This is a genomic window from Acidobacteriota bacterium (genome assembly GCA_026393675.1).
In the GTDB taxonomy this organism is placed as follows: Bacteria; Acidobacteriota; Vicinamibacteria; order Vicinamibacterales; family JAKQTR01; genus JBAXOX01.
On the sequence record JAPKZQ010000028.1, the window covers coordinates 42,141 to 67,287 of the forward strand.

A 25,147-nucleotide genomic window follows, 5' to 3' on the forward strand; every position below is an offset into this window, starting at 1 on the left:
TGTCATGAGCGAATTGTCCACGCGTCTTCTCTCGGGTGTGGCGGAGGATGGCGTTCCGGATCGACGCACCATGCCGGCGAATCGAAGAATTGCGGCGCTGATCCTCAGCTTCTGTCCGGAGGAGACGATTCTGCGGGAGATGCTCGTCTCGGTGTGTCCACAGGTTGACCAGGTCCTGGTCATCGATAACGGCTCCAACTGGTCCGCCGACTCCCTCCTCGCAAGCCTGACCGATGACGAGCGCAGCCAGATCGAATTTCTCTGGCTGGAGTCGAACATCGGCGTTGGCGCCGGACACAACCGCGGCATCGCGTGGGCAAGAGCACGCGGTTTTACTCACGTGCTGCTGCTGGACCAGGACAGTGTCCCCAGACCGGACATGGTAGGCAACCTCGCGGCGGCCCTTGAGACGTTGAACGTTCAGAACATCAGAGTGTCGGCGGTCGGGCCTCGGCGCGTGGACCGCTACAGCGGCTGGATGTCCGGTTTTGTCCGGTTGGGCCGGTTGAAGCTGCGGCAGGTGTTCTGCGACGCCGCCCGACCCGGCCAGGCGCTGGAAACCGACCTGCTCATCACGTCCGGCGCGCTCATTCCAATGTCCGTGCTCGACGAAATCGGCGACATGAACGAGGACTTCTTCATCGACCACGTCGACGACGAGTGGATCTTCCGGGCGACATCGCGCGGCTACCGCTCGTTCGGCGTGTGCGACGCCATGATGGAGCACAGCATGGGAAGCGGAACACTGCGCTTCTGGCTGGGACGCTGGCGCAACGTGCCGATTCACAGCCCTGAGCGCAACTACTATGTCTTTCGCAACAGCGTCATCATGTACCGCATGCCCCACGCGCCGCGGCGCTGGATCTACAACGATCTCGAGCGCCTGTTGTTCATGGCCATTGTGTACCCAGTATTCACGCCCCATCGCTGGCACCGCCTCCGAATGATGGCGCGAGGTATCTGGGACGGGCTGCATGGGGTCACTGGCCCCCTGCCCTAGACGCACCGCGAGGGTTGAGGATGTGGTACCTCCCGAACGTGGTACTCTGAAGCACGCATGACGCTTTCGTTTGTGTTCGTTGCCGGCTTCGTCGTGTCCGCGACGCTCTCGATGCTGGTTCGCCGCGTCGCCGCCAGTCACGGTGCTGTCGTCCCGCCTCGCCCCGACCGCTGGCATCGCGTACCCACACCCACGTTCGGCGGCGTCGCGCTGGCGGGGACCACGCTGGTTGTGACCCTGGTCGCGCTGGCGGTGTGGGGGATTCCGATGGCCTGGCACCAGGTGGTCATCGTGATGTCCGCGTCCGGCATCCTCTTTGTTGTTGGCATCTTCGATGACAGGCTCGAACTCACCGCGCTCACGAAACTGGTCGCCACGCTGACGGTCGGATCATTCCTGCTCTACGGACTGATGGTCGCCGGCGGCTCGCCGGTGCCGTGGTGGCAAACGACAATCCTCGTGGTGTGGTACTCCGGCCTTATCCATGCGTTCAATCTGCTCGACAACATGGATGGGTTGGCCGGGGGTGTGACGCTGGTCGCGACGATCGGTCTGACGACGGTCTTTGGCGGAGTGCTTGGACCCTTCTTCGTGACGGTCCTGGTGGCGCTCGCCGGCGCGATCGGAGGCTTCCTCATCTGGAACGTGAAGCCGGCGCGGTTGTTCATGGGCGATTGCGGCAGCCTGTTTCTCGGCTCGATGATCGCCGGCTGTTCCCTCGTGGTGCTCGTTCGCCCGGGTGTCGTGCTGCCGTTCGACGGATTCGTAGTCGCACTCTTACTCGTGGTCCCCCTGTTGGATTCGTCATTCGTGCTGGTGCTCCGGCTTCTCGCTGGCCGCAACGCGACGCGCGGTGGCATCGATCACTTCTCGCACCGATTGGTGTCTCTGGGCCTCACTGAGCGGATGGCCGTGGCCACGCTCTATGGCGTGGCGGTGGCCGGGAGCGTCACGGCCTGGCTGATTTACCCCAATGGCCTTGGGCGCATGCCTGTCGCGGTGCTGTTCGTCGTAGCCGTTGTGCTGTTCGGCGTGTACCTGGCCAGAGTGCCCGCGTACGACGGCGAGGATTTCCGGGCCTTACAGAAGACCACGTTTGCGCCGTTCCTGAGGGATCTGACGTTTCGATGGCATGCCATCGAGATGCTGCTCGACGTGGTCGTGATCTCCGCGGTGCTGTACGGGTCGTATCGCATCCGATTCGAGGGCGAGGCGCTCGACAATTTCCTCAAGATCTTCAGCGTCTCGCTGCCCGTCATCCTCGGGTGCAAGCTGCTGGCACTCTACCTCGCCGGGGTGTACGACCGGATGTGGTGGTCGTTCAGCATCCGCGATCTGTTCGCGATCGTGCGCGGGGTACTCCTGGGTTCGGTGGCGTCCATCCTCGCCGCGGCCTATTTCGACCGACTCGAACGATTCTCCCGCGGCGTGTTCGTGATCGATGCCGCGCTACTGACACTGGCCCTCGTCGCGGTGCGCGCGTCGTTTCGCCTGATGGGCGAGGCCGCCACGATTCAGAATGGGCGCGCGAAACGCGCGCTCATCTACGGCGCGGGCTCTGGTGGTCAGTTGCTCGTGCGGGAGATGCGAGCCAATCGGGAATGGAGCCTTACACCAGTCGCATTCCTTGATGATGATGCCGCGAAACTCCGGAGGCGGCTGATGGGCGTTCCCGTGAGGGGTGGGGTCGACTCGCTCGAATCCGTTCTGGCTCGTTGCCGAATCGACGAGGTCGTGTTCAGCACGGCATCGGTAGATTCAGCACGCGAAGCCCGGGTTCGCGCGATCTGCGCGAGCCGCGGGATTCGTGTGCGGCGATTCCGGCTGGAAATCACGGAGTAAGAACCCGGCCGGGCTTCCTACGCTCCGCCGCCCCAGCTGCAGTTGGTCACCACCTCGCTGAAGATCAGGATGCCGCTGTCCGTCGCGATGTACACCGAGCAGTCCGGGAACTTCACCTTGCCGTCAACGATCGTGTACGTAACGCCGTTGTAGGTGAGCGTACGGCCGCTCACGGTCCCGGTGCGCGGGCCCCCATTGCCAGGATTCACAAACGTGCTCCCGCCAGTGCCGGCCCCACCAGTGCCCGCTCCGGCAGTGCCTGTCCCGCCAGTGCCTGTCCCGCCAGTGCTGCCGTTGCCCGTCGAGGTGCACCCTGATGCCGACCCGGCCGGAATCAGGATGCCCATGTTAAGCGCGATGTACATCGTGCAGTCCGGGAACGTCACTTTGCCATTCACAATCGTGTAGGTCGCGCCGTTGTAGGTGAGCGTGTTGCCAGTCGCCGGCCCGCCAGTGCCCGGGCCCATAAACGTGCTCCCGCCAGTGCCGGTTCCGCCAGTGCCGGTTCCACCAGTGCCCGTCCCGCCAGTGCCGGTCCCACCAGTGCCCGTCCCGCCACTGCTGACGCTGCCCGTCGAGGTGCACCCTGATGCGGTCCCGGCCGGAATCAGGATGCCCATGTTAAGCGCGATGTACATCGTGCAGTCCGGGAACGTCACTTTGCCATTCACAATCGTGTAGGTCGCGCCGTTGTAGGTGAGCGTGTTGCCACTGACCGACCCGGTCGCCGGCCCGCCAGTGCCCGGACCCACAAACGTGCTCCCGCCAGTACCAGTTCCGCCAGTGCCCGTTCCGCCAGTCCCGGTTCCGCCAGTGCCGGTCCCACCAGTGCCCGTTCCGCCAGTCCCGGTCCCACTAGTGCCCGTCCCGCCAGTGCCGGTCCCGCCAGTGCCTGTCCCGCCACTGCTGACGCTGCCCGTCGAGGAGCACTCTGATGCGGTCCCGGCGGGAATCAGGAAGCCGCTATTGAGCGCGATGTAGATCGTGCAGTCCGGGAACGTCACGCGCCCGTTCACAATCGTGTACGTCGCCCCGTTGTAGGTGAGCGTCGTCCCGCTGACGGCCCCGGTCGCCGGGCCGCCATTGCCCGGGCCGACAAACGTGCTCCCGCCAGTGCCCGCTCCGCCAGTGCCCGCTCCGCCAGTCCCGGTGCCGCCAGTCCCGGTTCCACCAGTCCCGGTCCCGCCAGTGCCGCTGCCGCCGCCCGTCGTGCAGGGCGACGTCGTCTGGCCCGCGATCAGCAGACCGTTTGCCAGGACGAGGTAGTTTGTACAGTCTGGGAAGTACACGCGACCGTCCACAATCGGATACGCCACGCCGTCATACGTGAGCGTCGTGCCACTGACCGTCCCGCTGGTCGGCCCGCCCGACGACGGACCCGCGAACGGGACGGAAGGCCATCCGTCCTTAACGTCGTTGACCAGTTCGCGCAGCGCCGTCTCAAACGGGGTTCCCATCACCTCGGAGTTGGGCAATCCCCACATGAAGGGCTGAAGCAGGCTCGGCCGGTACTTCTTGATGAGCGTCATTTCCGATCTGAAGAGCTCCAGATCGGAGGAGACGCCGGTATCGAGTTTCAGTACTCCCGGATGCCATTCGATCAATCCCCACCGAAGATTGCGCTCCGCGATCTTTGGCGCCACGACCGCGAGCGTGCGAGAGATGACGTGGTAACTCAGATCGTCACCGTTCCCGATCCAATCAACGTTAAACGCGGTGATCCCCAGCGACCCGTACGGCGAGATGTCGGCGGTCCACCACGAACTCATCGAGCTGTACCACCGTTCGTTCGGATCTGCCGCCGATCTGCCGAACAGATAGTCCGCCGGGATCTGGTACGAGTACCAGCGTTCGCGAGGAATCGTGTACGCCGTGGCTGCATCTGCCTGAGATGTCGTCATCCACTTCGCAAACTCCACGTTGTAGCGCTGGATCATCGATTGCTTGAACGTCACCCACAGATCCCACCACGTGTTGGCACCAATGGGCCTTGGCGTGCGGGGCGGATCAAAGCCGCCGGGCGTATCGGCGGGGAACTTGTTGAAACCGGCTGACGAGTACGTCGCGAGCGAAATCGCATGCGGGTCGTTCGACAGGTACTGATCGTCGAGGCTCCAACCGAAGTACCGCAGATTCCATGTCGTGAAACTCGTCCCGAAATCTCCATTGAGCGTGTGGCCATCGCCATTGGTATCATCGCCTGGCGTTAGATCGCCAGCATAGCGCGCCCCGAGGGCGTAGCCCTGGCCTGCCAGTTCTCCACCGGGCGCATACAGGCCCGCATGGCGAATCCAATCCCGGAACTCCGCCACCGTGAAGGGCGAGTAGTCGGCAAAGATCTGGTTATACGCATCGGTGCTGTTTGGATTCGCGCGGACTTCCGCCAGTTCAACTTCGCCATCGCCAGACGCGGCGACGAGCGTGTCCGGGTAGTCGCGCATGAGCCTGGCGACTTCCTTGGCGACTTCCCGCATGTACGCCTGCTGGACGACATACCTCTTCCGGGCGTACCGCGAATACGACCACCACCCTGGCGCCAGGACGTTGTCCGCGTACCACTGCATACTGCGGATGTCCTCGGCTTCTGAGGCGCGTTGCACAGGGTCGTAGTTGGCTTTGACCGCATCCAGAATCGCGAGGGAGACAGGAAAACCGCCGGCATGCCCTCTCGCAACGACGGAATCGATGGTGGCAATGCTGTCGGCAATCGCGGCCCTGACTGCCGTTGGATTGGAGGTGTCGACTGTCCAGTCGTTCATCGACAAGAAGATATAGACGGAGAAGCCGACCCTGACATACGACCCCTCGCCATCAGGCGCCAGCCTCGAGCGCAGTTCTGCAATCGCGGCTGCGTCATTGCCCGGAAAAACCGTCGAGAAGGGCATGATGTACAGCACGTCGTTCTGGTTCACCGTCTGCGCGGCGGCACCGCCGGCCGATGCGACCAGAGCCAGAATGGCAAGTAGGGCGAGAACCAGAAGGCCCCTCGAAGAGTAGGTGTAAGTCATAAACCCCTGACTATTTGCTGATGAAAGTCGCGGGTACACGGACCCTCACACTGGAGGAACCTGTCCGACGATCGAGCATAAACCCACGATCCGGCAATCAGCGATTCGTGGTGTCTGAAACGAGCCACCCGCCAAACTACTGCCGCTCACGAAACGCGGGCGGGTGTTGGGCCGGCCGGGGCCGATACGGTCGAAACACTCTTCAGAATCTGACCCAAGCTGACTCCGAGGGGGTCGGCCATGTCCCCACCCAGCGACAGTCCTGATCGCCCGCATTCATCATTGTCGGACTATCGTGCGCTGCCCTGCACCCCTTTTGTCTGTCAAGCAAGTATTATGCCGCAAACGGGACCAACTGCGGCTTCGCCACGAAAGAGACGAGAGAGAGGGCTGTGGCGACAATGTCAAGGCTGTCGCTCGCCTTCGCCGTCAAATGCCGTCGCCGTCAGACCCGGTTGAGTCGCCAGATGCACCGGAGACCCAGCAGGCCACACGCCAGCCACCGCAGCGGATTCAGTGGTGATGGCGCCACATAGGTGACGTAATAGAGATACGCGCTGCGATGGAAGGCTCGAATCGCCAACGCCTTCGCCGTGCGGCTCGATTGTCTCCCCGAGTGGGCCACTCTCGCGTCGGGCCGGTACCGGATGTGCCAGCCGGTTGATCGCAGCCGCCGGCAGAGGTCGGCATCTTCCCAGTACATGAAGTAGCGCTCGTCGAAGCCCCCGACCTGCAGAAACGCCTCACGGCGCACCAGCATGCACGACCCATGTACCCAATCGACCTCAACGCTCGACTCGCCGGCCGCCAGTTGAGGCTCGGTCAACACGTTTCTCCGCGCCAACGCGGCGTTCGGGAAGCGGCGCCTCAGCCACGCCGATCGGCCGAAGAAGCCGGTCAACATATTCGGGTCGCCTCGCGCACTCCCTTCGATCCGGCCGTCGTCATCAACGACAGCCGGACCTACGACCGCGAAGTCGTGGTGAGCGTTCAACTCTTCGCACAGTTGGCCGATGGCGCCCTCCAGCAGACAGCCGTCGGGATTCAGCAACAGCACAAAACGCCCGGACGTCGCGTAGACGCCCTGGTTCACCGCGCGACCGAAGCCAATATTCTCGGCGTTGCGAATCAACGAGACGCGGGGGGCGAACCCCGCCACGACGGTCTCGCTGCCATCGATCGAGTGATTGTCGAGCACGACGGCCTCCCAGGCTGTTCGACCGAGGTGCGCGTCAAGCGACCGGAGGCATCGCTCCAGATACGCTCCGGCGTTGTAGTTGACGATGATGACGGAGAGGTCCGGTTCCATGGTGAGCGCCACGCCTAGTATTTCGTACTTCGCCGTATTGAACTCGCCTTTCGCACTTCGGCATGCCTCTTGCGTCGGATGGGCTGTAGAATCGATCCTAGAGCGATTTCTCGATTCGGGCGCCCAGGGTGGGAGGAGTCATGAGTTTCCGCAAGTCGACCATCGCCGGCCTCTTCATGCTGGCCGCCCTCGTCTTCGGATGGTGCGGCGATGTCCCACTTTCGGCCGTCCGGCCTCAGGACGGAATCGAGGGGCTGTTTGTTGGCACGACCCCTCGCGCCTTGCGCAACGTGACTACGGATCCGACGGTGGTCCGGTCGAGGCAGGTCACCATCGACTTCGCAGCGCTGGCGGATCCGGGCGTCGCCGATGCCCGAATGGCCGCGCGACCTGCGCTCCTGCTGAATCTGTTCGACGATGCGTCGTTCACGGCCGTGCGTGATCGGATCGACCAGACGGAGAACGGCTTTACCTGGGTTGGGCACATTCCCGGCATCGAGATGAGCACAGTGACGCTGGCATCAGTCGACGGCCTCGTCTCGGGCAGCATCGTCATGAGGGAAGCGGTCTACGCTATCCGATACGTCGGAGGCGGCATCCACGAGGTCGCCCAAATCGACCAGTCGAAGTTCCTGCCGGAACTGAACCCGATTCCTGTCACGCCTGCAGACGCGGGCATGACTGTGACCCAGGACCCTGGCGGCCCGGTCGTTATGGGCGACGATGGATCGACCATTGACGTGCTGGTGCTCTACACGCCTGCGGCAGCAGTTGCGGCCGGCGGCACGACGGCGATGGCGACCCGGGTCAATCTCGGGATCAGCGAAGCCAACACGTCCTACATCAATAGCGGGATCGCGCAGCGGCTCAGACTGGCGAACAGCCAACAGGTGAATTACAGCGAGAACAATGACCTGGCGCAGGACTTGTACGCCGTCAGCAACTCCAACGGCTCGACGGCACTTGGCGACTCGGCCGCATCGCTCCGCAATACGTACAATGCCGACCTCGTGATGCTCATTACGTCACCGTCCGCTCCGAATGCGTGCGGCATCGCGTGGCTCATGACATCGGTCTCGGTCAACAGCATGGCCCCCTACGGCTTCAGCGTGGTCGAACAATCCTGCATCAGCCCGAACTACTCGTTCGCGCACGAACTCGGCCACAACATGGGGGCGCGGCACGACTGGTATGTCGATGCCGGCAAGACACCGTACACGTATGCCCACGGCTATGTCGATCCGCCGAACCGATTTCGGACCGTGATGTCCTACAACGACGTGTGCTTGGACCAGGGATTCAATTGCACGCGGCTTTTGTACTGGTCGAACCCGAGTGTCCATTCCCCTGGCGCGAACGGGAGCGCCGCGATGGGCATAGCCGGCGGCACGAAATCCGATTGTCCGACCGGGACTACCTCCAACATCTCGTGTGATGCTGACGATCACCGAGTGTTGAACAGTACGGCGTTCACGGTCGCGAACTTCCGGTCCTCGGTGCGCCTGACGCCAGTTGTCACCTGGGTGGCTCCCGATCCAATCAAGTACGGAACGGCGCTCTCGGCGACCCAGTTGAATGCTACCGCGTCGGTGCCGGGGACGTTCGTCTACACGCCGGCTGCGGGGGCGGTCTTGACGGCGGGGACGCAGACCTTGTCGGTGACGTTTACGCCGACCGACACGACCAACTACACGACGGCGACCACGTCGGTGACGATCGTGGTAACGGCCAGCGGCGGGGGGGGAAGTGGTGGCGGCGGGTTTGTCGGCCCGGGCAATGGCGGGCCGGCGACCGGGTCGGTCAGCGGGACGACGCTCACCTACAACGGGGCGACGTATCTGATCGTGAACGGGAAGGTGACGTTCCCGGATTGCACGGTGTATATCGCGATGACGAGCGGGCTGCTGATCCCGGCCGGGATGGCGCCGGGCTGCGTGCCGGCCGGGGGCTCGACGCCGACGATTACGTGGGCGAACCCGGCCTCAGTGGTGGCGGGGACGGTCCTGAGCACGACGCAGTTGAATGCGACGGCGACTGTGCCGGGGACATTTGTCTACACCCCGGCGGCCGGGACGGTGCTGACGGCGGGCACGCGGACCTTGTCGACGACGTTTACGCCGACCGACACGGCCAACTACATGACGGCGACCAAGACGGTGACGATCGTGGTGACGGCCAGTGGCGGCGGGTTTGTGGGTCCGGGCAATGGCGGGCCCGCGACCGGCTCAGTCAGCGGCACAACGCTCACCTACAACGGCGCGACGTATCCGATTGTGAACGGGAAGGTGACGTTCCCGGACTGCACGATGTACATCGCACTCAATAGCGGCATCCTGATTCCGGCGGGGACGGCGTCCGGATGCACGCCGAGCGGGGGTGGTGGCGGGAGTGGGACGACGCCAACCACGCCGACGATTACGTGGGCGAACCCGGCGTCGGTCGTGGCGGGGACAACGCTCGGCGCGACGCAGTTGAATGCGACGGCGAATGTGCCGGGGACCTTTGTCTACAACCCTCCTTCTGGGACGGTACTGACGGCGGGAACCCAGACCTTGTCGACGACGTTTACGCCGACCGACACGACCACTTACTCGACGGCGACCAAATCGGTGACGATCGTGGTGACAGCGAGCGGCGGGAGCGGGGGCAGCGGGTTTGTGGGGCCGAGCAATGGGGGTCCCTCCACCGGATCAGTCAGTGGCACGACGCTCACCTACAACGGCGCGACGTATTCGATCGTGAACGGGAAGGTGACGTTCCCGGACTGCACGGTGTATATCGCGATGACGAGCGGGATGCTGATTCCGGCCGGGACCGCATCAGGGTGCACCCCGGCGGGCGGCGGAGGGAGCGGCGGTAGTGGCGGTGGTGGTGGCGGGTTTGTGGGCCCGGGGAATGGTGGCCCGGCGACCGGATCAGTCAGTGGCACGACGCTCACCTACAACGGGGCGACCTATCCGATGGTAAACGGGAAGGTGACGTTTCCGGATTGCACGATGTATATCGCGCTCGATAGCGGCATCCTGATTCCGGCAGGCTTGGCACCGGGGTGTACACCGAGCGATCGTTGAGTCAGGCCGACGTCGCGTCAGTAGTATCGCATCAGGATGAACCGCAGGGCGTAGGCATGAATGCCCGCAACGAGCACGAGGAGGAGCCACTCCCGGGCGATGCCAACGGTTCGAAAACGGCCAGGGAGTTCCGTCCGCGGGAGCCACGCGACGACGCTCCAGCAGACGCCGAGCGTGGACAAATACAGCCCAACCAGATAGCGGCCGTGGAGATTCCTGTGCAGATAGTATGTCGACACGGCATAGCCCACCAGTGCCACGCCCCATCCGAGTGCCAGGAGACTCAGCCAGATCGCCCGGCGGACGTGTCGCGCGTGTGCGATGCACGCCATCGTTGAGACGACACCCGCTGCAGCAACGACGACAAGCAGCGTCACAAACCCATCCCCGGGCATCGTATCGACCCACCCAAACCCGCCCCAGAACCACAACGACAACCAGAGATCTTGGTTTGTCAGGCGAAATCCGCTCACGGCAACCTGCAGAACCTGGGAGGCGTACACGCGCGCGGATTCCGGTCTGACCATCTCAGCGTTCCACATCTGTGGAAACCGTGTGAACGCCGACGCGATCAGGCTCGCAATGACCGTGGCCGCCACGCCGTACCCCAGCACACGAACCAATCCGAGCACGACTCCACCTGGAGGGCCAAGCCTTCGACGAAGGACGGCCATGGCCCGCTCGACCGCGAACCCGATGGGTGCCACCACGACCAGCATCCACGGGTGGCGCCTCAACAACTCCGCAGCGTCTCTGAATCGCTCGGACATCTGGCCGGCATCCGGCGGCCACAATCCCGCCCTGAATCCTGGCGTTGCCATGAGTGGATACACCACCAGCCCGGCAGCAAGTCCAGCCCAGAACCACATCGAGCGCCGCCTGTCGTCACCGGTCGATTGATCGCCGGCGGATCCGAGGATGGCGCGCCCGACACACAACGCGCCAACGACCGCCATATACGGCAACGCATTCCTGCCGGATGCGAGCGCCAGCGAACATCCGATGCCGAGAGGGAACCCGAGCAGATAGCCGCGTCGGGTGTCGAGAAACAGGCCCACCGCAACGGCGGCGACCAGGACGTAGAACGACGTGAGGAGTGAGAATTCCGACATGGCGGTCGCGAAGAACGGCAACGTCGGCACCAACAACAGCGCCAGGCAGACAGCGTGGGGCGAGGCGGCTTCGCCGCCAGATACGACCAGCAGCATGGCCGTTGCGACACCCAGGAGGAGCGCGAAGAGCGCCGCGTTGGCGAGCCTGACGGCGAGCAGCGCCCCCGGCGCGTCAAACGGCGCCAACAGGTGCGCCAACCCGGTCCACCAGAGGAACGAGGTCACGCTGCGGTCGGCGACCGGTTGTGCAAACACCACTGGCGGCCACGGCCGCGCGAACGGCCGTTCCATATTGAACGGCCGAAAGCGTTCGTCGTCGTGAAACATGAATCGATCAAGATGACCGATCTTCGCCAGCGTCGCGGTCTGGTCCGCGAGCTCTGGCCGGTTGGCCAACTGCGCAAACGACAAGAGATGATCAGGTTCGTCGGGAGCCTGCAGCGGCGGCACCAACACGGCATACAGGAGGGCGATCCCCAGTCCGACTCCTGCGACGCTTCCTGACAATGCGAGGATCCGACCAGGGCGTGGCGGCAACGAGCCGGCCCCTCCGGGCGACAGCAACAGGCCTCCGGCACACACGCAGATCAGCGCCAGCGCCACGGCAGCCCATAACCAGACGCTCGAACCCGATACCTGCCACACGTAGCCGAGCAGATCGACCCGGCGTCGTTCGCCGCCGACATAGGTATCCGCATACCTGGCCCAGGCCACTGATATGGGCCCACCTGGGCCACGATCGCCCGCAGGAAGGGTGATCCAGCTCGGATCAAGCGAGCCGACCGGCACCACGGACGTCATCACGCCGATGCGCTCTCCTCCCCGAATCACGAGCCGCAACGCCAATTCGCCGGTCGGACGCCCATGAATGAAATGCCCACACTCGCGCCCGCGATGGAACTCAAGATACCGGTGCGAGGTAAACGTGTCGCCAACAGCCGTCCGATAGACGCAATCGGTGCCCCCGATTTGTATGTCGCCGCTGATCAGTTCGGGCGTGGCACCGTAGAGTTCCATCGCCAGGCGAAGCTCATCGTGCGCTGCAAGAGGCTCGGGCCTGGCCAAGTCGAGACGGGCGCCGGCGAGTCTGGAGCCGTCAGGTAGCGCTTTGGAGCCCAACACCACAGAGTCCGCTGGCCACCCAAGGAGCCGCGGTGCGACGTTGGTTTCGACGGTGTTCGGCACACGCCCCGCGAGCGCGACGATCACGGGCGCGCCGAGCACAACGACGATCACCGCTGACCAGATGACGCGACGGAGGCGTGCCGGCACGCGCATCACGAGACAGGCACCGGAAGAGAATGGACCGCCTTGGCATCAGCGGCGACCGCCTTGCGGGCCGGGGGCGAAGTCACCGGCGTCGCGGGCAGGAGCGACAGGGATTCGGACGCCAGGAAATACTGGCCATAGCGGCTCGACCAGCCGTGGATTTTCGATTCGGTTCCGGGGAAGAAATTGGAGTTGTAAGACGCGGGCGTCCTGAGACGCGGGTCACCGTACGAATCGGGCCCGATGGCACCCACATAGCGCACATAGTCCTGGACCGCCCCACGCGCATCATCACGCCACGTGGGGTCTCCCGTGTTGGTGAACAGAAACCCCGCGGCGTTGGCCACCATCAACAGGTATGGGAGTTGGCCATCCTTCTGCTGCGCTAACCTCGTGTCGAGCACGAAGCCCTGCTGCCCTGCGGCGCGCTCCCGATCGAAGACGTTCTTGAGCACATCCTGAATCGCAGCGGGTATCGACTTGGGCCCATACCTGCTCGTGCCCAGCACGGCGCCAGGCTCGATCCGCCATAGCAGGCCCGTGAACACCACGATCGCGAATGCTCGCTTCATGATGAGGTCTCCGGAAACGGGCGGCCCACGGAATGCGTGTTCCCGCTATTCTCGCGTTTCGCGCCTTTCGATCCGGGCGCATCGTCACCGTCCGCGATCGACAAACTCGGGTTGCCCTGAACGTGTCGAAGGGCGACGTGACCATGATCGCCAGACTCCCGACACTAGCATACGGCACGGCCGGTGCGCGTCGTTGTGCGGTAGCTGAATCTGTGGCCGCCGCCTGTTCTATTTCGGCGCGTGCCACCACGCGTAGCGCAGCAGCGTCCAGACCGCCTGGAACCCGTCCTTGAGCCCGATCTTCTTGCCTTCTTCGTACGTCCGTCCGTAGTACGAAATCGGCACCTCGAACACCCGGGCGCGCAGGCGCGCGACTTTGATCGTGATCTCGGGCTCTACGCCGAAGCGCTGCGACTGGAGATCAAGGCGGACGGCCACCTCTCTGGTCATGGCCTTGTAGCAGGTCTCCATGTCCGTGAGGTTCAGCCCGCTGAAAACATTGGAGAGCAGCGTCAGGATCTGATTGCCGACGGCGTGCCAGAAGTAGAGGACACGATGCCCTGACGGCGTGCCGAGAAAGCGCGACCCAAAGACGACATCGGCCTCGCCCGCGAGGATCGGCCGCAAGACAACCGGGTACTCGGCCGGGTCGTACTCCAGATCCGCGTCCTGGATGATCAGAATGTCGCCGGAGGCTTCGCGAACCCCCCGGGCCACAGCCGCGCCCTTTCCAAGATTCTGGCGCTGCAACACGACCCGGATTCCGTCGCGCCCGTCCATCTCGGCGAGGATATCGCGCGTACCATCCGTCGATCCATCGTCGACGATCAGCAGTTCTCGATCGAGCGTCGGGAGTTCAGTCACCAGGACGCGTCTGACGATCTCGCGGATCGTCCGGCGTTCGTTGTAGACCGGCATGATGATGGACAGCTTCATCGACTCGAGATCTCCACGGCGACACGGGGCTGTCGGAAAGCGGATGATATCACGAGGGCGGGCGGCACCTTGGCTGTGCCGGCGCACGAATCCGGAGATAATGCTGATCGTGGGTCTTGCAAGCCAGATCTTTCATCGGTGGGAGCGCCAGCTCGCCTCGGCTGACCAGAACCGCGTCGTCCGTCCCTTCGACTGGGGCGTGGACTGGATTCCCGCCGCCGAACGCGGCCGCATCGATCACGATGATCCGTCGCTCGTCGTGCGGGCATGGGTCGAGCGCGCCATGCAGAACTCCGACGCCTGGTTTGCGGTCGAGCCCGCCCGGAGCTACGGGACCGCCGCGCTCCCGGCCGACGCGAAGCCCGGCGAGCGGATGGTGACCTTCGAGAGCGCGGTCACGACACCGCACCCGGAGAACAACACCGTCTACACGCGGTATTTTCCGGCGACGCCGAAGCTGCGCGCGGATGGGATGCCGGCGCCAAGGCGAGCGGTGGTCGTGACGGCGCAATGGAACGCCCGCGAGGACGGGCACGTCGGGTTGTGCCGGCTGCTGCAGCGCATCGGGATTAGCGCCTTGCGCCTGACGCTGCCGTATCACGATCGACGTCAGTCGCCCGAACTCGAACGCGCCGACTACATCGTCTCGAGCAACATGGCGCAGACGCTGCAGGTCTGCCGCCAGGCCGTCGTCGATATGCGGCGGGCGGTGGCATGGCTCGATCAGCAGGGATACGAACGCATCGGGTTGCTTGGCACCAGCCTCGGATCCTGCCTCGCAATGCTGACGGGCACGCACGAGCCGCTGGTCAAGGCGATGGCGCTCAACCACGCGTCGCCGTGGTTTGCGGATGTGGTCTGGGAAGGTATTTCAACCGCGCACGTGCGCGCCGGGATGGAAGGCCACGTCGATCTGACGCAGTTGCGCGAAATGTGGCGCCCGATCAGCCCGCAGTCCTACATGCATCGGATTGCGAACAGGCCTTCCCTGCTCGTGTATGGGCTCTACGACCTGTCGTTCCCGCTTCATCTGTCACGCGAGGTCGCGCGGGAATTCCGGAAACACAACCCCTCGACCCAAATCCGCGTGCTGCCCTGCGGCCACTACACGACGGCCGTCGCCCCATTCAAGTACCTGGACGCCTACTACCTGGCGCGGTTTCTCCACCGGGAATTGTAGGGGCGCGGGGCATCCGCCTTCGCGTGAAGCTTCGGCGGACCGCCGTAGCCTTGGCGAAGGTGGTCGCGGCCGAGCAGCAGGCGGACAGCCTACAGGTATCTGAGGATGCCCTGGAAGGCGTTGTAGAGGACCCCGGCCAGCGCGTGGATCAGCGGCGACACCTGTCCTGACTCGACGGCATCGGCTACAGTCACCGGGTCGGTGATGAGCAGCCAGATGGTCGCACTCGCCAGCACCGCCGAGATAACGGCCACGGTGCCGAACAGGCTGAGACTGAGACGGGCGAAGCTCATGGACAGCACGGACCCGAGCATATTTTACACCCCGTGGCGGGCATCCAGATACTAATACGCGCCAGGCGCCAGAGAGGTTGCACTCATTGGACGCCGGGAAGAGGTGTCTGGTTGGGTCAGGACTCAGATCTTCAGGCGACGGGCGGCCAGGGGGAAACTGATGGCGAAGAGCGCAAGGAAACCGAAGGCGAACGGCGCGACGTCAGTGGCACCTGCTCCGAAGGCCAGCATGGAATTGACCCCTTCCATGGCCCATCCTGTCGGCACCACGTAGGCGATCTGGCGCATCGCCGGGCTCACCAGCTCGATGGGCCACCAGAGCCCGCCAAGCGGTGAGAGCACCATAGCCACCAACACGGCAACGCTGGCGCACTTGTCGGGGTCCTTGAACAGCGTGCCCATCAGGATACCGAGCGACGCGGCGGCCAACGCGAAGAGACTCAGAAAGGCGAAGAACACCCACGGGTGATCCGCCCACCGGATCCCCACGATCAGGCCAAACGCCAGCATGTAGATGATCTGGATCCACCCGATCGCGAAGCGGCCCAGCAGCTTGCCGAGTACGATCGCGCGACGCGACACGGGGGCCATGGCCATCCGGCGCAGCCTCCCGCTGGCGCGATCCTCCGCGATGCCCGCGCCTGACACAAGCAGGTTGAGGAAGACGAACATCACGAGGTACGACGGCACGCTTCGCTGGAATCCGAGTGTCGTCTCCTGTTTCCGAACGCCGATATCGGCTTCGGTCACCACCAGCGGTTTATCAGTGACGGGCGCCTGGTCGTCGGGGGCCGCCCCGGTGCGCGGTGCGGCGGCGTCGCGGCCGAGGCCGAAGTACACGTTGGTGATGGCCTTCTGGAACTTGAACCGCAGGGTGCGCTCGTTATTGGTTTCCTCGGCGCCCGCATGCAGGACGAACTCCACCGAATTGCCTGCCTTGATGGCCTCCAGCGCGCCGGCCGGAACGACCAGCGTCAGGCGGTCGGCCACCACGGCGTCAGCCCGTTTGACGGTGACGCCGTCCTGTTCGAGAAACGGCGACACGCGGCGCACGAGGTCGTCTGACGCGTCCTTGTTGACGACGGTCAGCACCGGGCGGCGGACGGTTTCGGGCCTGAACAGCAGGCCAAAGAACACCGTGAAGATGACCGGGCCGACAAACAGCCAGAACAGCGACTCGCGTTCGCGAAACACGCGCTTGACGTCGTACCAGGCGATCACCAGGATCGGGCGCATCACAGCCTCAACCGCCGGCGTTCGAAGAACATCGCGAGTCCAACCGTCGCCAGACCCCAGGCCCAGGTCACGGTCAGACGACCCCCCAGTTGCGCGAGCGGCAATTTATGTATGAGCACGTCAATGAATCCCTGCTGTGCCGCGCCGTTGGGGACAAGCGTCGCCACGCTGCGAAGGAAGGGCGGAAACTGCTCGGCCGGCACGAACGATCCGCCGACCAGCGACAGCAGCATCACCACGACGCCGCCGACAAACGACGCGCTACGGTCACTCTTCGCCAGGCTGATCGACAGCAGGTGCAGGCCGGAAGCGAAGATCGCGAATCCGACGCCAATCGTCAACAGCGCGATCGGATCGCGAAGCTGGATCCGGAACACGATGGCCCCGAGGGCCGCCAGGACGAGCAGCAGGGCCAGCATCGCGACGACCATGAAGATCACCCCGGCGAGGACCACCGCCCCGCCCGACACCGGTGTGATGGCAATGCGCCGCTGCAACCCCTTCATCCGATCGCGCAGGAGCCGCATCGCCAGCGACTGCGCGATGAACATCAACGCGAACACCACCAGGCCGGGAAACACGTACGCGAAGAACAGTTTCGGATCGTTGCCGAATCCCGTGTTCGCTTCCGTCTCACCCGGACGGATGACGCCGACCTTCATGTTCTGAAGGCCCTGCAGGCTGACCATCCGGCGTCCGGCTTCGAAGAACCCGCGGGACACCTCAGCCACCTCATCGGAGGTCGGTTCTCGTTGCGCGTCGACGTAGCTCTTGATCCGCCTGATCGGCTCAATCGCCTGTGCGTAGAGCCCGTTGCCGATGACAACCGTCATCTCGAGCATGCTCTTCGCGATGTCGGGCCCGATGCTCTGGATGGGGTTCTTGTACAGCACGAGTTCGGAAGGCCTGCCGGCCAGCAGATTGTCCTGAAAGCCTTTGGGAACGACGATGAGCGCGGCCGCCTGGCTCTTCTTGAACAGGCGTGTCGCCTCATCTCGGGTGGCGACGTGCGCCAGCTCGAACATGTCCTTGACCGGGCTGCCGGCAAACACCTGCGGCACCGCACCAGACGCGAACGAGCCGTCCTCGTCGAGGAAGAGCACTTTGGTCGGCGGTAGTTTTCCGGCGGCGGCGGTTTGGCCGAATGCGCCGTACTCAATGAGGGCGATGGTCAGCGGAATGGCCACCAACAGCAGGATCAACCCCGGGTTGCGAATCACCCGGCGAAGATGATGCCACGCGATGATGACCGCTGCGTTCATGGTCTCTTGTTTCTCTTAACGAGCCCCTTGCCTGCGGGACGACGGTTCCTCCGCGTCCCCGCTCACGCAAGCCGGCAAAACCCGCGTTCAGAAGAAACACTCCCGGAGTGTTGTGACGGACAGGCTCCTCCGGGATCGCCACGCTCCAGCGTGGCCAGGACGCGGGCCTGGCTGAAGCCCGGCGGTCCCAGGAAATCGCCCGTTGCACGACCCTACCGAATCCCGAACCCCGAATCCCAGATTCCGTCTATTCTCTGAGTTCTCGTCCGGTCATTTTGATAAACAGGCTCTCGAGGCTCGGTTGGCGGATGGCCACCTCGCGCACCGAGCCGAGACTACCCGCGATCGCCAGGATCCCAGCCAGATGCTGTTCGGCGTGCTGCACGGTCAACAGGAGCTCGGCATCCGACGCCTTGAGCAGCTCGTATTCGGGATGCTGCTGCAGTTCGCGCGTCACCGCGTCGGCTCTGAACACACCGCGCAAGGCGATAATCTCGCGGGCGCCGGCGGCCTCGCGCAGTTCCTGCAGTGTGCCTTCGACCAGAATCGTGCCGTGATCGATGATGCCGAGGCGGTCGCAGAGCCGTTCGGCCTCGTCAAGATAGTGCGTGGTGTAGACCACGGCGGCTCCGGCCGACGCGATCGTGCGCACCAGGTCGAGGATGCTCGCGCGCGTCTGCGGGTCGAGGCCGACGGTCGGCTCGTCCATCAGGACGACTTTGGGATCGTGTACCAATCCGGCGGCGATGTTCAGCCGCCTGAGCATGCCGCCCGAGTAGCCCTCAATCGGTTCCTTGGCGCGGTCGGCCAGACTGACGCGCTCCAGTACGCGATCGATGCGCGCGTCCAGATCGGCTCCCGAGAGCCCGTAGAGCTGCCCGAAGAACTTCAGGTTATCGCGCGCCGAGAACTCCGTGTAGAGCGCCACCTCTTGTGGGACGACCCCGAGCACGCGCCGGGCGTCAACCGGCCGCTGCGCAATGTCGATTCCATCGAGGCTTGCCTGCCCGGCATCCGGTTTCACCAATCCGCAGAGGATGCCAATCGTGGTCGACTTGCCGGCCCCGTTTGGCCCGAGCAGGCCATAGATCTCGCCGGCCGTGACGTGGAACGAGATCCCCTTGAGCGCCTCGTTGTCGCCGAATTTCTTGCGGAGGTTGGTGACGTCAATCACAGAAGAGCACCTGGTGTCCAAGGATGCCGCCGATACTCGTCTGGATGCCGGCTTCCGCCGGCATGACGAATCACCCGAAGCCATCGTGCCTACTACCCGGTACGCGTCATTCCGGCGAACGCCGGAATCCAGCCTGGCAATCAAACGATACGCCTTGCCATCATTCTTGCAGTGACGAAATTGCTGGGTGACACGTGGTGACGTGCCGCCACCACATAGATGAGACGGAACCGGAGGATCGCATGTTCCCGGGACGTGGCAGCACGAGCCCTATTCGCGCGTGATTCTCGGCTTCATCAGCGCCACCATGGCCTGCACGCCCAGCACTGGACCCGGCAGAATCACCAGGAACGCCCACTGCCATCCAACCCACGCGGCCGCCGCTGACGTCAGCCTGATCGAGAACATCGTCAACAGGAATCCCAGGCACGTCTGAACGGTCAGCGCCGTGCCAATGTAATCGTCAGCACTGGTTTCGGAGATGATGGCCGAGAACTGCGCCGAGTCGGCGACGACAGCGAATCCCCAGATGCCGACCAGCAGGAGCAGCACGAGGTACGGCGCGCTGAATGCCGCCGCCGTGAGCGCGCAGCACGTGGCGCTCGCCATCATCGCCCAGGCCGCGACCCTGGCGCGGCCGACGCGGTCGGCCCAGAAGCCGGCCACGACGCATCCGGCCGCGCCGGCACCGAGGGCCACAAACGCCGCCAGCGATCCCAGATGATCGGCGGCCGCCCTGCCCTGCAGGTGCATCGCCGCGGCGACGTAGATGCCGACCCAGGTCCACATGGCGTAGAGCTCCCACATGTGCCCGAGATATCCGAGGATGCCGAGCCGCGTGCCGCGCTTTGTAAAGACCGCGATCGCCGCTGACGGATTGAATGGCGCGCTGGCCGACACGAACGGGCCGTCGCGAACGGTGAGCGCCACGAGCAGACCGCCTGCGCAGGCGAACCAGGACGACATCAGCATCATCGATCGCCACGTCCCGTCCGACACGGCGGCGAGCAGGTACGGCAGCGCCTTGCCAAGCGTCAGGCACCCGACCAGGATCCCGAGCGCCGCGCCGCGCCGCTCCCGGAACCACCCGGCTGCAATCTTCATCGCGGGTGGATAGACGAGCGCAAGCGCCGATCCTGTCGCGAATCGCCAGGCCACGGCTTCACCCGGCGACGATGCCACGGTCACCAGCGCGTTGGCGCCGGCCGCCGCAACGCAACCCATCGCGAACACCCAGCGGGCGCTCATCAGGTCCGCAAGATTCAAAAAAGCGCTCACGAGCGTCCCGGCCACAAAGCCGCCCTGCACGGCCATGGTGAGCCATGCGGCCTGAGCGCTGTCCAGGTGGTATTCGGCGACGATGCCGCTGGTCACCGCGGTCGCCGAGAACCACGGCGTCATACCCAGCAGCTCTGCCAGTCCCAGCAGCGCCAGCATGCGCCACGCCTGTTGTTGGTTTCCCATGTGCCGCGATTGCCGATACGATGAGTCGGGTGAAGTGACAATCCTACGCGATGACGAACATGGAGAGCCAGTCCATCGACATTCCCTTTCGCAAGCACATCCTCGGTAACCGGCTGCAGGTGATTATCCACGAGGATCACGCCTGCCCGCTGGCTGCCGTCAATCTCTGGTACCACGTCGGATCGAAAAACGAGGTGGCCGGCCGCACGGGCTTCGCACATCTGTTCGAGCACCTGATGTTTGAAGCCTCGAAGCACTTCGGCACGACCTACTTCGAGCTGCTGCAGAGAGCGGGAGGCCAGATCAACGGGTCGACCAACACCGACCGCACGAATTACTGGGAGCTGGTGCCGTCGAATGCCCTGGAACTGGCGCTGTGGATGGAATCGGATCGCATGATGCACATGCTGCCGAGCCTGACGGCCACGGCGTTTGAGACCCAGCGCGATGTCGTCTTGAACGAGCGCCGCCAGAACTACGAGAACCGGCCGTACGGATTGGCGATCGTCGCGCTCACGGAGGCATTGTTTCCTGCCGATCATCCGTACCACTGGATCACGATCGGTGCACCGGCCGATCTCCGCAGCGCGACACTTGTCGATGTGCAGGCGTTCTTTCGTCAGTTCTACCATCCGGCCAACGCATCGCTGGCGATCGCGGGCGACGTCGATCCAGACGCCGTGCTCGACCTGGTCAACGACTACTTCGGGGCCTGCCCAGCGGGCGAGGCCCCGCCGGCAGTCGCCCCGGCGCCCGCGCGCGCGACCGCCTCGCGTCGCGTCCTGGAGGACCGCGTCGAACTGCCGCGTCTCCACTCGGCGTGGCTCACGCCCGCCCTCTTCGCCGATGGCGATGCCGATCTCGACCTGGCGTCCGACATTCTCGCCGGCGGCAAACCGTCCCGGCTGTACCGGCGCCTGGTGTACGAGGAGCGAATCGCCACCGATGTGAGCGCGTCACAGAACTCCCGCGAGCTCGGCGGATTCTTCGCGGTTACGGTGACCGCAGTCCCAGGTGTTGGCCTCGACGTCATCGAGCGGGCGGTCGTTGGCGAGTTGGCGGCGTTCGCGCGGGAAGGGCCAAGCCAGGACGAACTGGCTCGTGTGAAGGCGCTGACCGAGACGGCATTCGTGTCGCGCCTCCAGCGCGTCGGCGGATTCGGCGGACGATCGGATCAACTGAACAGCTACAACGTGTGGCTGGGTGACCCTGGATTCTTCACCAGGGATCTCGACCGTTATCGCGACGCCACCACGCAGTCGATTCGTGACGCCGCGGCGCGCCATTTGCTGCCCGAACACCAGGTGACACTGAGCGTGGTACCGGCCGGGCGCGCGGATCTCGCGGTGTCGGGATCGGACATGGTGGTGGTTTCGTGAGTGCGATGACCCGCCGCGAACCGCCCGTCACCGGACCGGATGAGCCGGTCGTCTTTCCGCCGGTGACACGCATCAGGCTGGCCAATGGCCTCGCGGTCTGGTTCGTCGAGCGCCGCCAGTTGCCCTTTGTCACCGTGTCGCTCCTCGTGCCGGCCGGATCAGCGATTGATCCGATCGACCTGCCTGGACTGGCGTCGCTCACCGCGGACATGCTGGACGAAGGCTCAGGCACGCAATCGGCCATCGAGATTCAGGAAGCGTTCGGGCGTCTCGGCACGACGCTCGACACCGAAGCCGGCCCGGACGCCGTCCTCCTCTCGCTCTCCGTGCTCCCGCGTCACGCGCACGAGGCCTGTGCGCTTATCGCTGACCTGGTGATGCGGCCGACGCTGGCCGTTGAGGATTTCGAGCGGGTCAGCACCCTTCGGCTCAACCGCCTTCGGCAACTGCGCAACTCACCATCTTCGGTCGCCGATCAGGCCTTCGTGCAGGCGGTCTTCGGGGCCCACCCGTACGGCCACCAGCCGTGGGGCTTGACGCAGGCCATCGAGCGTATGCACATCGAGAATGTGGTGCACGTGCACGAGGCGGCCTATCATCCGGCCTCCTGCGCCATGATGGTTGTCGGATCGCTCGAACCCGCCGACGTCGCGCGCATCGCCGAGTCGGCGTTCGGCACGTGGACGGGACCTGAAAAGGGGTCGGACCTGATTTCAACGATCCCCTTCTCACCCGCCCCGCGCGCGTCCGCGTCGCGCGTCATTCTGGTCGATCGCCCTGGCGCCGCGCAGACCGAGCTCCGGATCGGACACGTGGCTGCGCCACGCGGCACGCCGGACTATCACGCGTTGGTCCTGTTGAACGCCATTCTCGGCGGACAGTTCGTCAGCCGCATCAACCTGAACCTGCGCGAACAGAAGGGCTACACCTACGGCGCGCACACGGCGTTCGACTTCCGCCGCATGGCCGGGTCGTTCGTGCTGCAGACCAGCGTCCAGACCGATGCCACTGCGGACGCCGTGCGTGAATCGCTCAACGAGATCGCCGCGATCCGGGGCGACCGTCCACCGACGGCGCAGGAAATCGAGTTCGGGAGCGCGACGTTGACCCGCGGCTACGCGCGAAGTTTCGAGACAACCGGCCAGATCGGACGAGCGTTGACGCAGTTGGCGATGTACGATCTGCCCGACGACACGTTCGATCGCTTCGTCCCCGGCGTACGAGCCGTGCGGGCCGACGATCTCACCGCCGCGGCCCAACGGTACCTTCATCCCGACCAGTTGGTCGTGGTCGCCGTGGGCGACCGGGTGACGCTCGAATCCGGGCTGGCCTCGCTCGGATTGGGCGACCCCGTCGTGGCGACGGTCGACATCTGACACGACGCGGCCTTTACGCCACCCCGGCAATCCGCTACACTTCGCTCGGATTCCGTCCCCCCACAACAAGGAGATCGCACCATGGCCGATCCGACCTCGCCTAGCGCTCCGCCCAGCAACCGCGGAGTCATGATTGTTCTGTCGTACCTCTGGATCCTTGCGCTGGTGCCGCTGCTGACGGAGAAGGAGGATCAGGAGGTCCGCTGGCACGCGAAGCACGGGATCGTCCTGATGGTGGCTGAGTTCGCGTTCTGGGTCGTCTTCGGGATCTTCACAAACCTGCTCGCAATGGCGACGATCGGTCTGGGCTGTCTGGTCTCCGCGACGACACCGTTGATCGGGCTGGCGTTTCTCGTCCTGCACGTATTCGCCATCGTCCAGGGACTGAATGGGAAGCGGCTGATCGTGCCCTATGTCAGCGACTTCGCCGACAAGTTCTGAGACCGCGTTCGCCAGCAGGCGCGACCAGGGAGTCGAGGGCGACGACCGCGATCGGGCTGAGTAGCGAAGCTCCGCCTCAATTCGTCGAGGATTTGTCCGTGGCTCGCGGCGGATCCTCGCTACGAGCGCGCGGCAGAAACTTGCCTCATTCGTCAAGATCCCGGCGTTGGAAGATGTCCAGGCCCTCACGCGTGCTGCTGGTCTTGGTCCTCGTGGCGGCCGCCTACGACGTCACGCGCCCGCCAGCCGCGCAGGTCACCTCGCGCGCCGCGCTTCTGGGCATCCGCGCCTATCAAGCCACACTCTCGCCGCTGCTGGGACAACTTGGCGTCAGGTGCCGATTCAAACCGTCGTGCAGCCGCTATGCGGCCGTGGTCATCGCCCGCGATGGGATCGTGCGCGGCTCGTGGCTTGCCGCGCAGCGGATCGTGCGTTGCGGACCCTGGACGCCGACGGGTACCGAGGACGCGCCGTAGGGGACGGAATCGGGTCCTGGCCCCAATTCTTCCTGCTACGACGAGGCGGCACTGGCGGGTGAACCGCCCGTCGTGTCAAACAGGCTCCGCGCTTCGTTGCTGAGCAACACCCAGAACGCGTAGATCGCGAGCGCCGTGCCGAAGGGCAGGAAGAAGAGATTGAGCACGGCGAGCGACAGGCCGCCCAACCGCGCCCAGTGCCGGCGCCGGCGCGTCGCCTTGGCGGTCACCAGGTGGGCACCCCCCCACAGCAGCGCGCCAGTCCCGAAGACGAAGAAGGTAAAGGCTGTCAAACCTGCCAGCAGGCCGCCCTCGTATGCCGCATGTTGGGCGGAGGTCACGACGGCGAGCGCACCCAGACCCAGCACGAGGATGGCCAACCCGGTCACCAGCGCGAGCGCGCCCCAGATCTGGTACAGGACGGCGAGCAGGTCCACGTGTCGAGTCATGCCACACGGTCCTTAGTGCCCCGATTCCGAAGTACGCCGACGTATTCCGGGCGGGGCATCCCGGCACGCGGTCGGCTGCGACGGCCACATCCGTCGGTGCAACATCCACCCGGGCGCCGGGACCCCATGGGAACCGTCCGGCGTATCCCCGGCGCGTACTAGAAGTCTTGATTGATTCGGATCTGAGTTTTTGAGTCAAGTTTTCTACGCAGCAAGGTGCACCTCCGTCAGATAGGCGTCCATCGCGTGCTCCAGCCGCTGGTAGGCCGCGTGGCCCGCGCGCGATGCGGGCGACGCG

Annotated in this window: 19 protein-coding genes; 8 read left to right on the forward strand and 11 right to left on the reverse strand. The window is 64.6% G+C overall.

All coding sequences use genetic code 11. The features are described 5' to 3' along the window. Nucleotides 1-4 precede the first annotated feature (4 nt). Both NT151_07595 and NT151_07600 read left to right on the forward strand, forming a co-directional pair. Complete coding sequence (locus NT151_07595; protein ID MCX6538779.1) at nt 5-1,000, forward strand: glycosyltransferase family 2 protein; 996 nt, start codon at nt 5-7, stop codon at nt 998-1,000. Nucleotides 1,001-1,057: 57 nt separating this feature from the next. Further along, nucleotides 1,058-2,842 (forward strand): hypothetical protein, encoded by a 1,785-nt coding sequence (locus NT151_07600; GenBank protein MCX6538780.1) that lies wholly within the window; start codon nt 1,058-1,060, stop codon nt 2,840-2,842. 17 nt (nt 2,843-2,859) lie between these two features. On the opposite strand, the gene NT151_07605 is transcribed toward NT151_07600, so the two are convergent. Together NT151_07605 and NT151_07610 are read right to left on the reverse strand one after the other, a co-directional pair. After that, entirely contained in the window at nt 2,860-5,850 is a 2,991-nt protein-coding gene (locus NT151_07605; GenBank protein ID MCX6538781.1) for a hypothetical protein, read from the reverse strand. A 445-nt stretch (nt 5,851-6,295) separates the two neighbouring features. Further along, on the reverse strand, nt 6,296-7,159 hold the full coding sequence (locus NT151_07610; GenBank protein ID MCX6538782.1) for a glycosyltransferase family 2 protein: 864 nt from the start codon (nt 7,157-7,159) through the stop codon (nt 6,296-6,298). 140 nt (nt 7,160-7,299) lie between these two features. Between NT151_07610 and NT151_07615 the strand changes: the two genes are divergently transcribed. Beyond that, nucleotides 7,300-10,230 (forward strand): M12 family metallo-peptidase, encoded by a 2,931-nt coding sequence (locus NT151_07615; GenBank protein MCX6538783.1) that lies wholly within the window; start codon nt 7,300-7,302, stop codon nt 10,228-10,230. A 17-nt stretch (nt 10,231-10,247) separates the two neighbouring features. Here the strand turns inward: NT151_07615 and NT151_07620 are convergent, their stop codons facing one another. From NT151_07620 to NT151_07630, 3 genes are all read right to left on the reverse strand, one after another. Further along, nucleotides 10,248-12,614, reverse strand: a complete 2,367-nt coding sequence (locus NT151_07620) for a hypothetical protein (GenBank protein MCX6538784.1) — start codon at nt 12,612-12,614, stop codon at nt 10,248-10,250. A gap of 5 nt (nt 12,615-12,619) precedes the next feature. Then, nucleotides 12,620-13,183, reverse strand: coding sequence for a hypothetical protein (locus NT151_07625; protein ID MCX6538785.1), 564 nt, complete (start codon nt 13,181-13,183; stop codon nt 12,620-12,622). 228 nt (nt 13,184-13,411) lie between these two features. Next, entirely contained in the window at nt 13,412-14,119 is a 708-nt protein-coding gene (locus NT151_07630; GenBank protein ID MCX6538786.1) for a glycosyltransferase family 2 protein, read from the reverse strand. A gap of 100 nt (nt 14,120-14,219) precedes the next feature. Here NT151_07630 and NT151_07635 point away from each other — a divergent pair, with 100 nt between their 5' ends. After that, on the forward strand, nt 14,220-15,299 hold the full coding sequence (locus tag NT151_07635; GenBank protein MCX6538787.1) for an alpha/beta hydrolase family protein: 1,080 nt from the start codon (nt 14,220-14,222) through the stop codon (nt 15,297-15,299). An 89-nt stretch (nt 15,300-15,388) separates the two neighbouring features. Here the strand turns inward: NT151_07635 and NT151_07640 are convergent, their stop codons facing one another. The 5 genes from NT151_07640 to NT151_07660 all read right to left on the reverse strand — a co-directional run bounded on the left by NT151_07640 (nt 15,389) and on the right by NT151_07660 (nt 20,728). Further along, nucleotides 15,389-15,592 carry a hypothetical protein gene (locus tag NT151_07640; protein ID MCX6538788.1) on the reverse strand — a complete coding sequence of 68 codons (204 nt, stop codon included), beginning with the start codon at nt 15,590-15,592 and terminating at the stop codon, nt 15,389-15,391. Between the two features lie 123 nt (nt 15,593-15,715). Continuing rightward, nucleotides 15,716-16,828 carry an ABC transporter permease gene (locus NT151_07645; GenBank protein ID MCX6538789.1) on the reverse strand — a complete coding sequence of 371 codons (1,113 nt, stop codon included), beginning with the start codon at nt 16,826-16,828 and terminating at the stop codon, nt 15,716-15,718. Beyond that, nucleotides 16,828-18,090 (reverse strand): ABC transporter permease, encoded by a 1,263-nt coding sequence (locus tag NT151_07650; GenBank protein ID MCX6538790.1) that lies wholly within the window; start codon nt 18,088-18,090, stop codon nt 16,828-16,830. The genes NT151_07645 and NT151_07650 overlap by 1 nt, the downstream gene beginning before the upstream one ends. Nucleotides 18,091-18,337: 247 nt before the next feature. Beyond that, nucleotides 18,338-19,264 carry an ABC transporter ATP-binding protein gene (locus NT151_07655; protein ID MCX6538791.1) on the reverse strand — a complete coding sequence of 309 codons (927 nt, stop codon included), beginning with the start codon at nt 19,262-19,264 and terminating at the stop codon, nt 18,338-18,340. A gap of 270 nt (nt 19,265-19,534) precedes the next feature. Next, entirely contained in the window at nt 19,535-20,728 is a 1,194-nt protein-coding gene (locus tag NT151_07660) for an MFS transporter (GenBank protein ID MCX6538792.1), read from the reverse strand. 50 nt (nt 20,729-20,778) lie between these two features. Between NT151_07660 and NT151_07665 the strand changes: the two genes are divergently transcribed. From NT151_07665 to yidD, 4 genes are all read left to right on the forward strand, one after another. Then, on the forward strand, nt 20,779-22,107 hold the full coding sequence (locus NT151_07665) for a pitrilysin family protein (protein ID MCX6538793.1): 1,329 nt from the start codon (nt 20,779-20,781) through the stop codon (nt 22,105-22,107). 5 nt (nt 22,108-22,112) lie between these two features. Then, the gene (locus NT151_07670; GenBank protein ID MCX6538794.1) at nt 22,113-23,483 is read left to right on the forward strand and encodes a pitrilysin family protein; all 1,371 of its coding nucleotides are present in this window, start codon (nt 22,113-22,115) and stop codon (nt 23,481-23,483) included. Between the two features lie 81 nt (nt 23,484-23,564). Beyond that, on the forward strand, nt 23,565-23,924 hold the full coding sequence (locus NT151_07675) for a hypothetical protein (GenBank protein ID MCX6538795.1): 360 nt from the start codon (nt 23,565-23,567) through the stop codon (nt 23,922-23,924). Between the two features lie 275 nt (nt 23,925-24,199). Next, nucleotides 24,200-24,400, forward strand: coding sequence for a membrane protein insertion efficiency factor YidD (gene yidD, locus NT151_07680; protein ID MCX6538796.1), 201 nt, complete (start codon nt 24,200-24,202; stop codon nt 24,398-24,400). 35 nt (nt 24,401-24,435) lie between these two features. Here yidD and NT151_07685 read toward each other — a convergent pair whose 3' ends face one another. Continuing rightward, nucleotides 24,436-24,849 carry a hypothetical protein gene (locus NT151_07685; GenBank protein MCX6538797.1) on the reverse strand — a complete coding sequence of 138 codons (414 nt, stop codon included), beginning with the start codon at nt 24,847-24,849 and terminating at the stop codon, nt 24,436-24,438. Nucleotides 24,850-25,147 lie beyond the last annotated feature (298 nt).

Excerpts from the sequence above, each read along its gene's own strand:
- NT151_07600 (MCX6538780.1), top strand. The coding sequence starts at position 1,058 with ATGACGCTTTCGTTTGTGTTCGTTGCCGGCTTCGTCGTGTCCGCGACG.
- NT151_07660 (MCX6538792.1), bottom strand. The coding sequence starts at position 20,728 with ATGGGAAACCAACAACAGGCGTGGCGCATGCTGGCGCTGCTGGGACTG.
- NT151_07665 (MCX6538793.1), top strand. The coding sequence starts at position 20,779 with ATGACGAACATGGAGAGCCAGTCCATCGACATTCCCTTTCGCAAGCAC.
- NT151_07685 (MCX6538797.1), bottom strand. The coding sequence starts at position 24,849 with ATGACTCGACACGTGGACCTGCTCGCCGTCCTGTACCAGATCTGGGGC.
- NT151_07675 (MCX6538795.1), top strand. The coding sequence starts at position 23,565 with ATGGCCGATCCGACCTCGCCTAGCGCTCCGCCCAGCAACCGCGGAGTC.
- NT151_07670 (MCX6538794.1), top strand. The coding sequence starts at position 22,113 with ATGACCCGCCGCGAACCGCCCGTCACCGGACCGGATGAGCCGGTCGTC.
- NT151_07630 (MCX6538786.1), bottom strand. The coding sequence starts at position 14,119 with ATGAAGCTGTCCATCATCATGCCGGTCTACAACGAACGCCGGACGATC.
- NT151_07595 (MCX6538779.1), top strand. The coding sequence starts at position 5 with ATGAGCGAATTGTCCACGCGTCTTCTCTCGGGTGTGGCGGAGGATGGC.
- NT151_07640 (MCX6538788.1), bottom strand. The coding sequence starts at position 15,592 with ATGAGCTTCGCCCGTCTCAGTCTCAGCCTGTTCGGCACCGTGGCCGTT.
- NT151_07610 (MCX6538782.1), bottom strand. The coding sequence starts at position 7,159 with ATGGAACCGGACCTCTCCGTCATCATCGTCAACTACAACGCCGGAGCG.
- NT151_07650 (MCX6538790.1), bottom strand. The coding sequence starts at position 18,090 with ATGAACGCAGCGGTCATCATCGCGTGGCATCATCTTCGCCGGGTGATT.
- NT151_07615 (MCX6538783.1), top strand. The coding sequence starts at position 7,300 with ATGAGTTTCCGCAAGTCGACCATCGCCGGCCTCTTCATGCTGGCCGCC.
- NT151_07605 (MCX6538781.1), bottom strand. The coding sequence starts at position 5,850 with ATGACTTACACCTACTCTTCGAGGGGCCTTCTGGTTCTCGCCCTACTT.
- NT151_07645 (MCX6538789.1), bottom strand. The coding sequence starts at position 16,828 with ATGCGCCCGATCCTGGTGATCGCCTGGTACGACGTCAAGCGCGTGTTT.
- NT151_07625 (MCX6538785.1), bottom strand. The coding sequence starts at position 13,183 with ATGAAGCGAGCATTCGCGATCGTGGTGTTCACGGGCCTGCTATGGCGG.
- NT151_07635 (MCX6538787.1), top strand. The coding sequence starts at position 14,220 with ATGCTGATCGTGGGTCTTGCAAGCCAGATCTTTCATCGGTGGGAGCGC.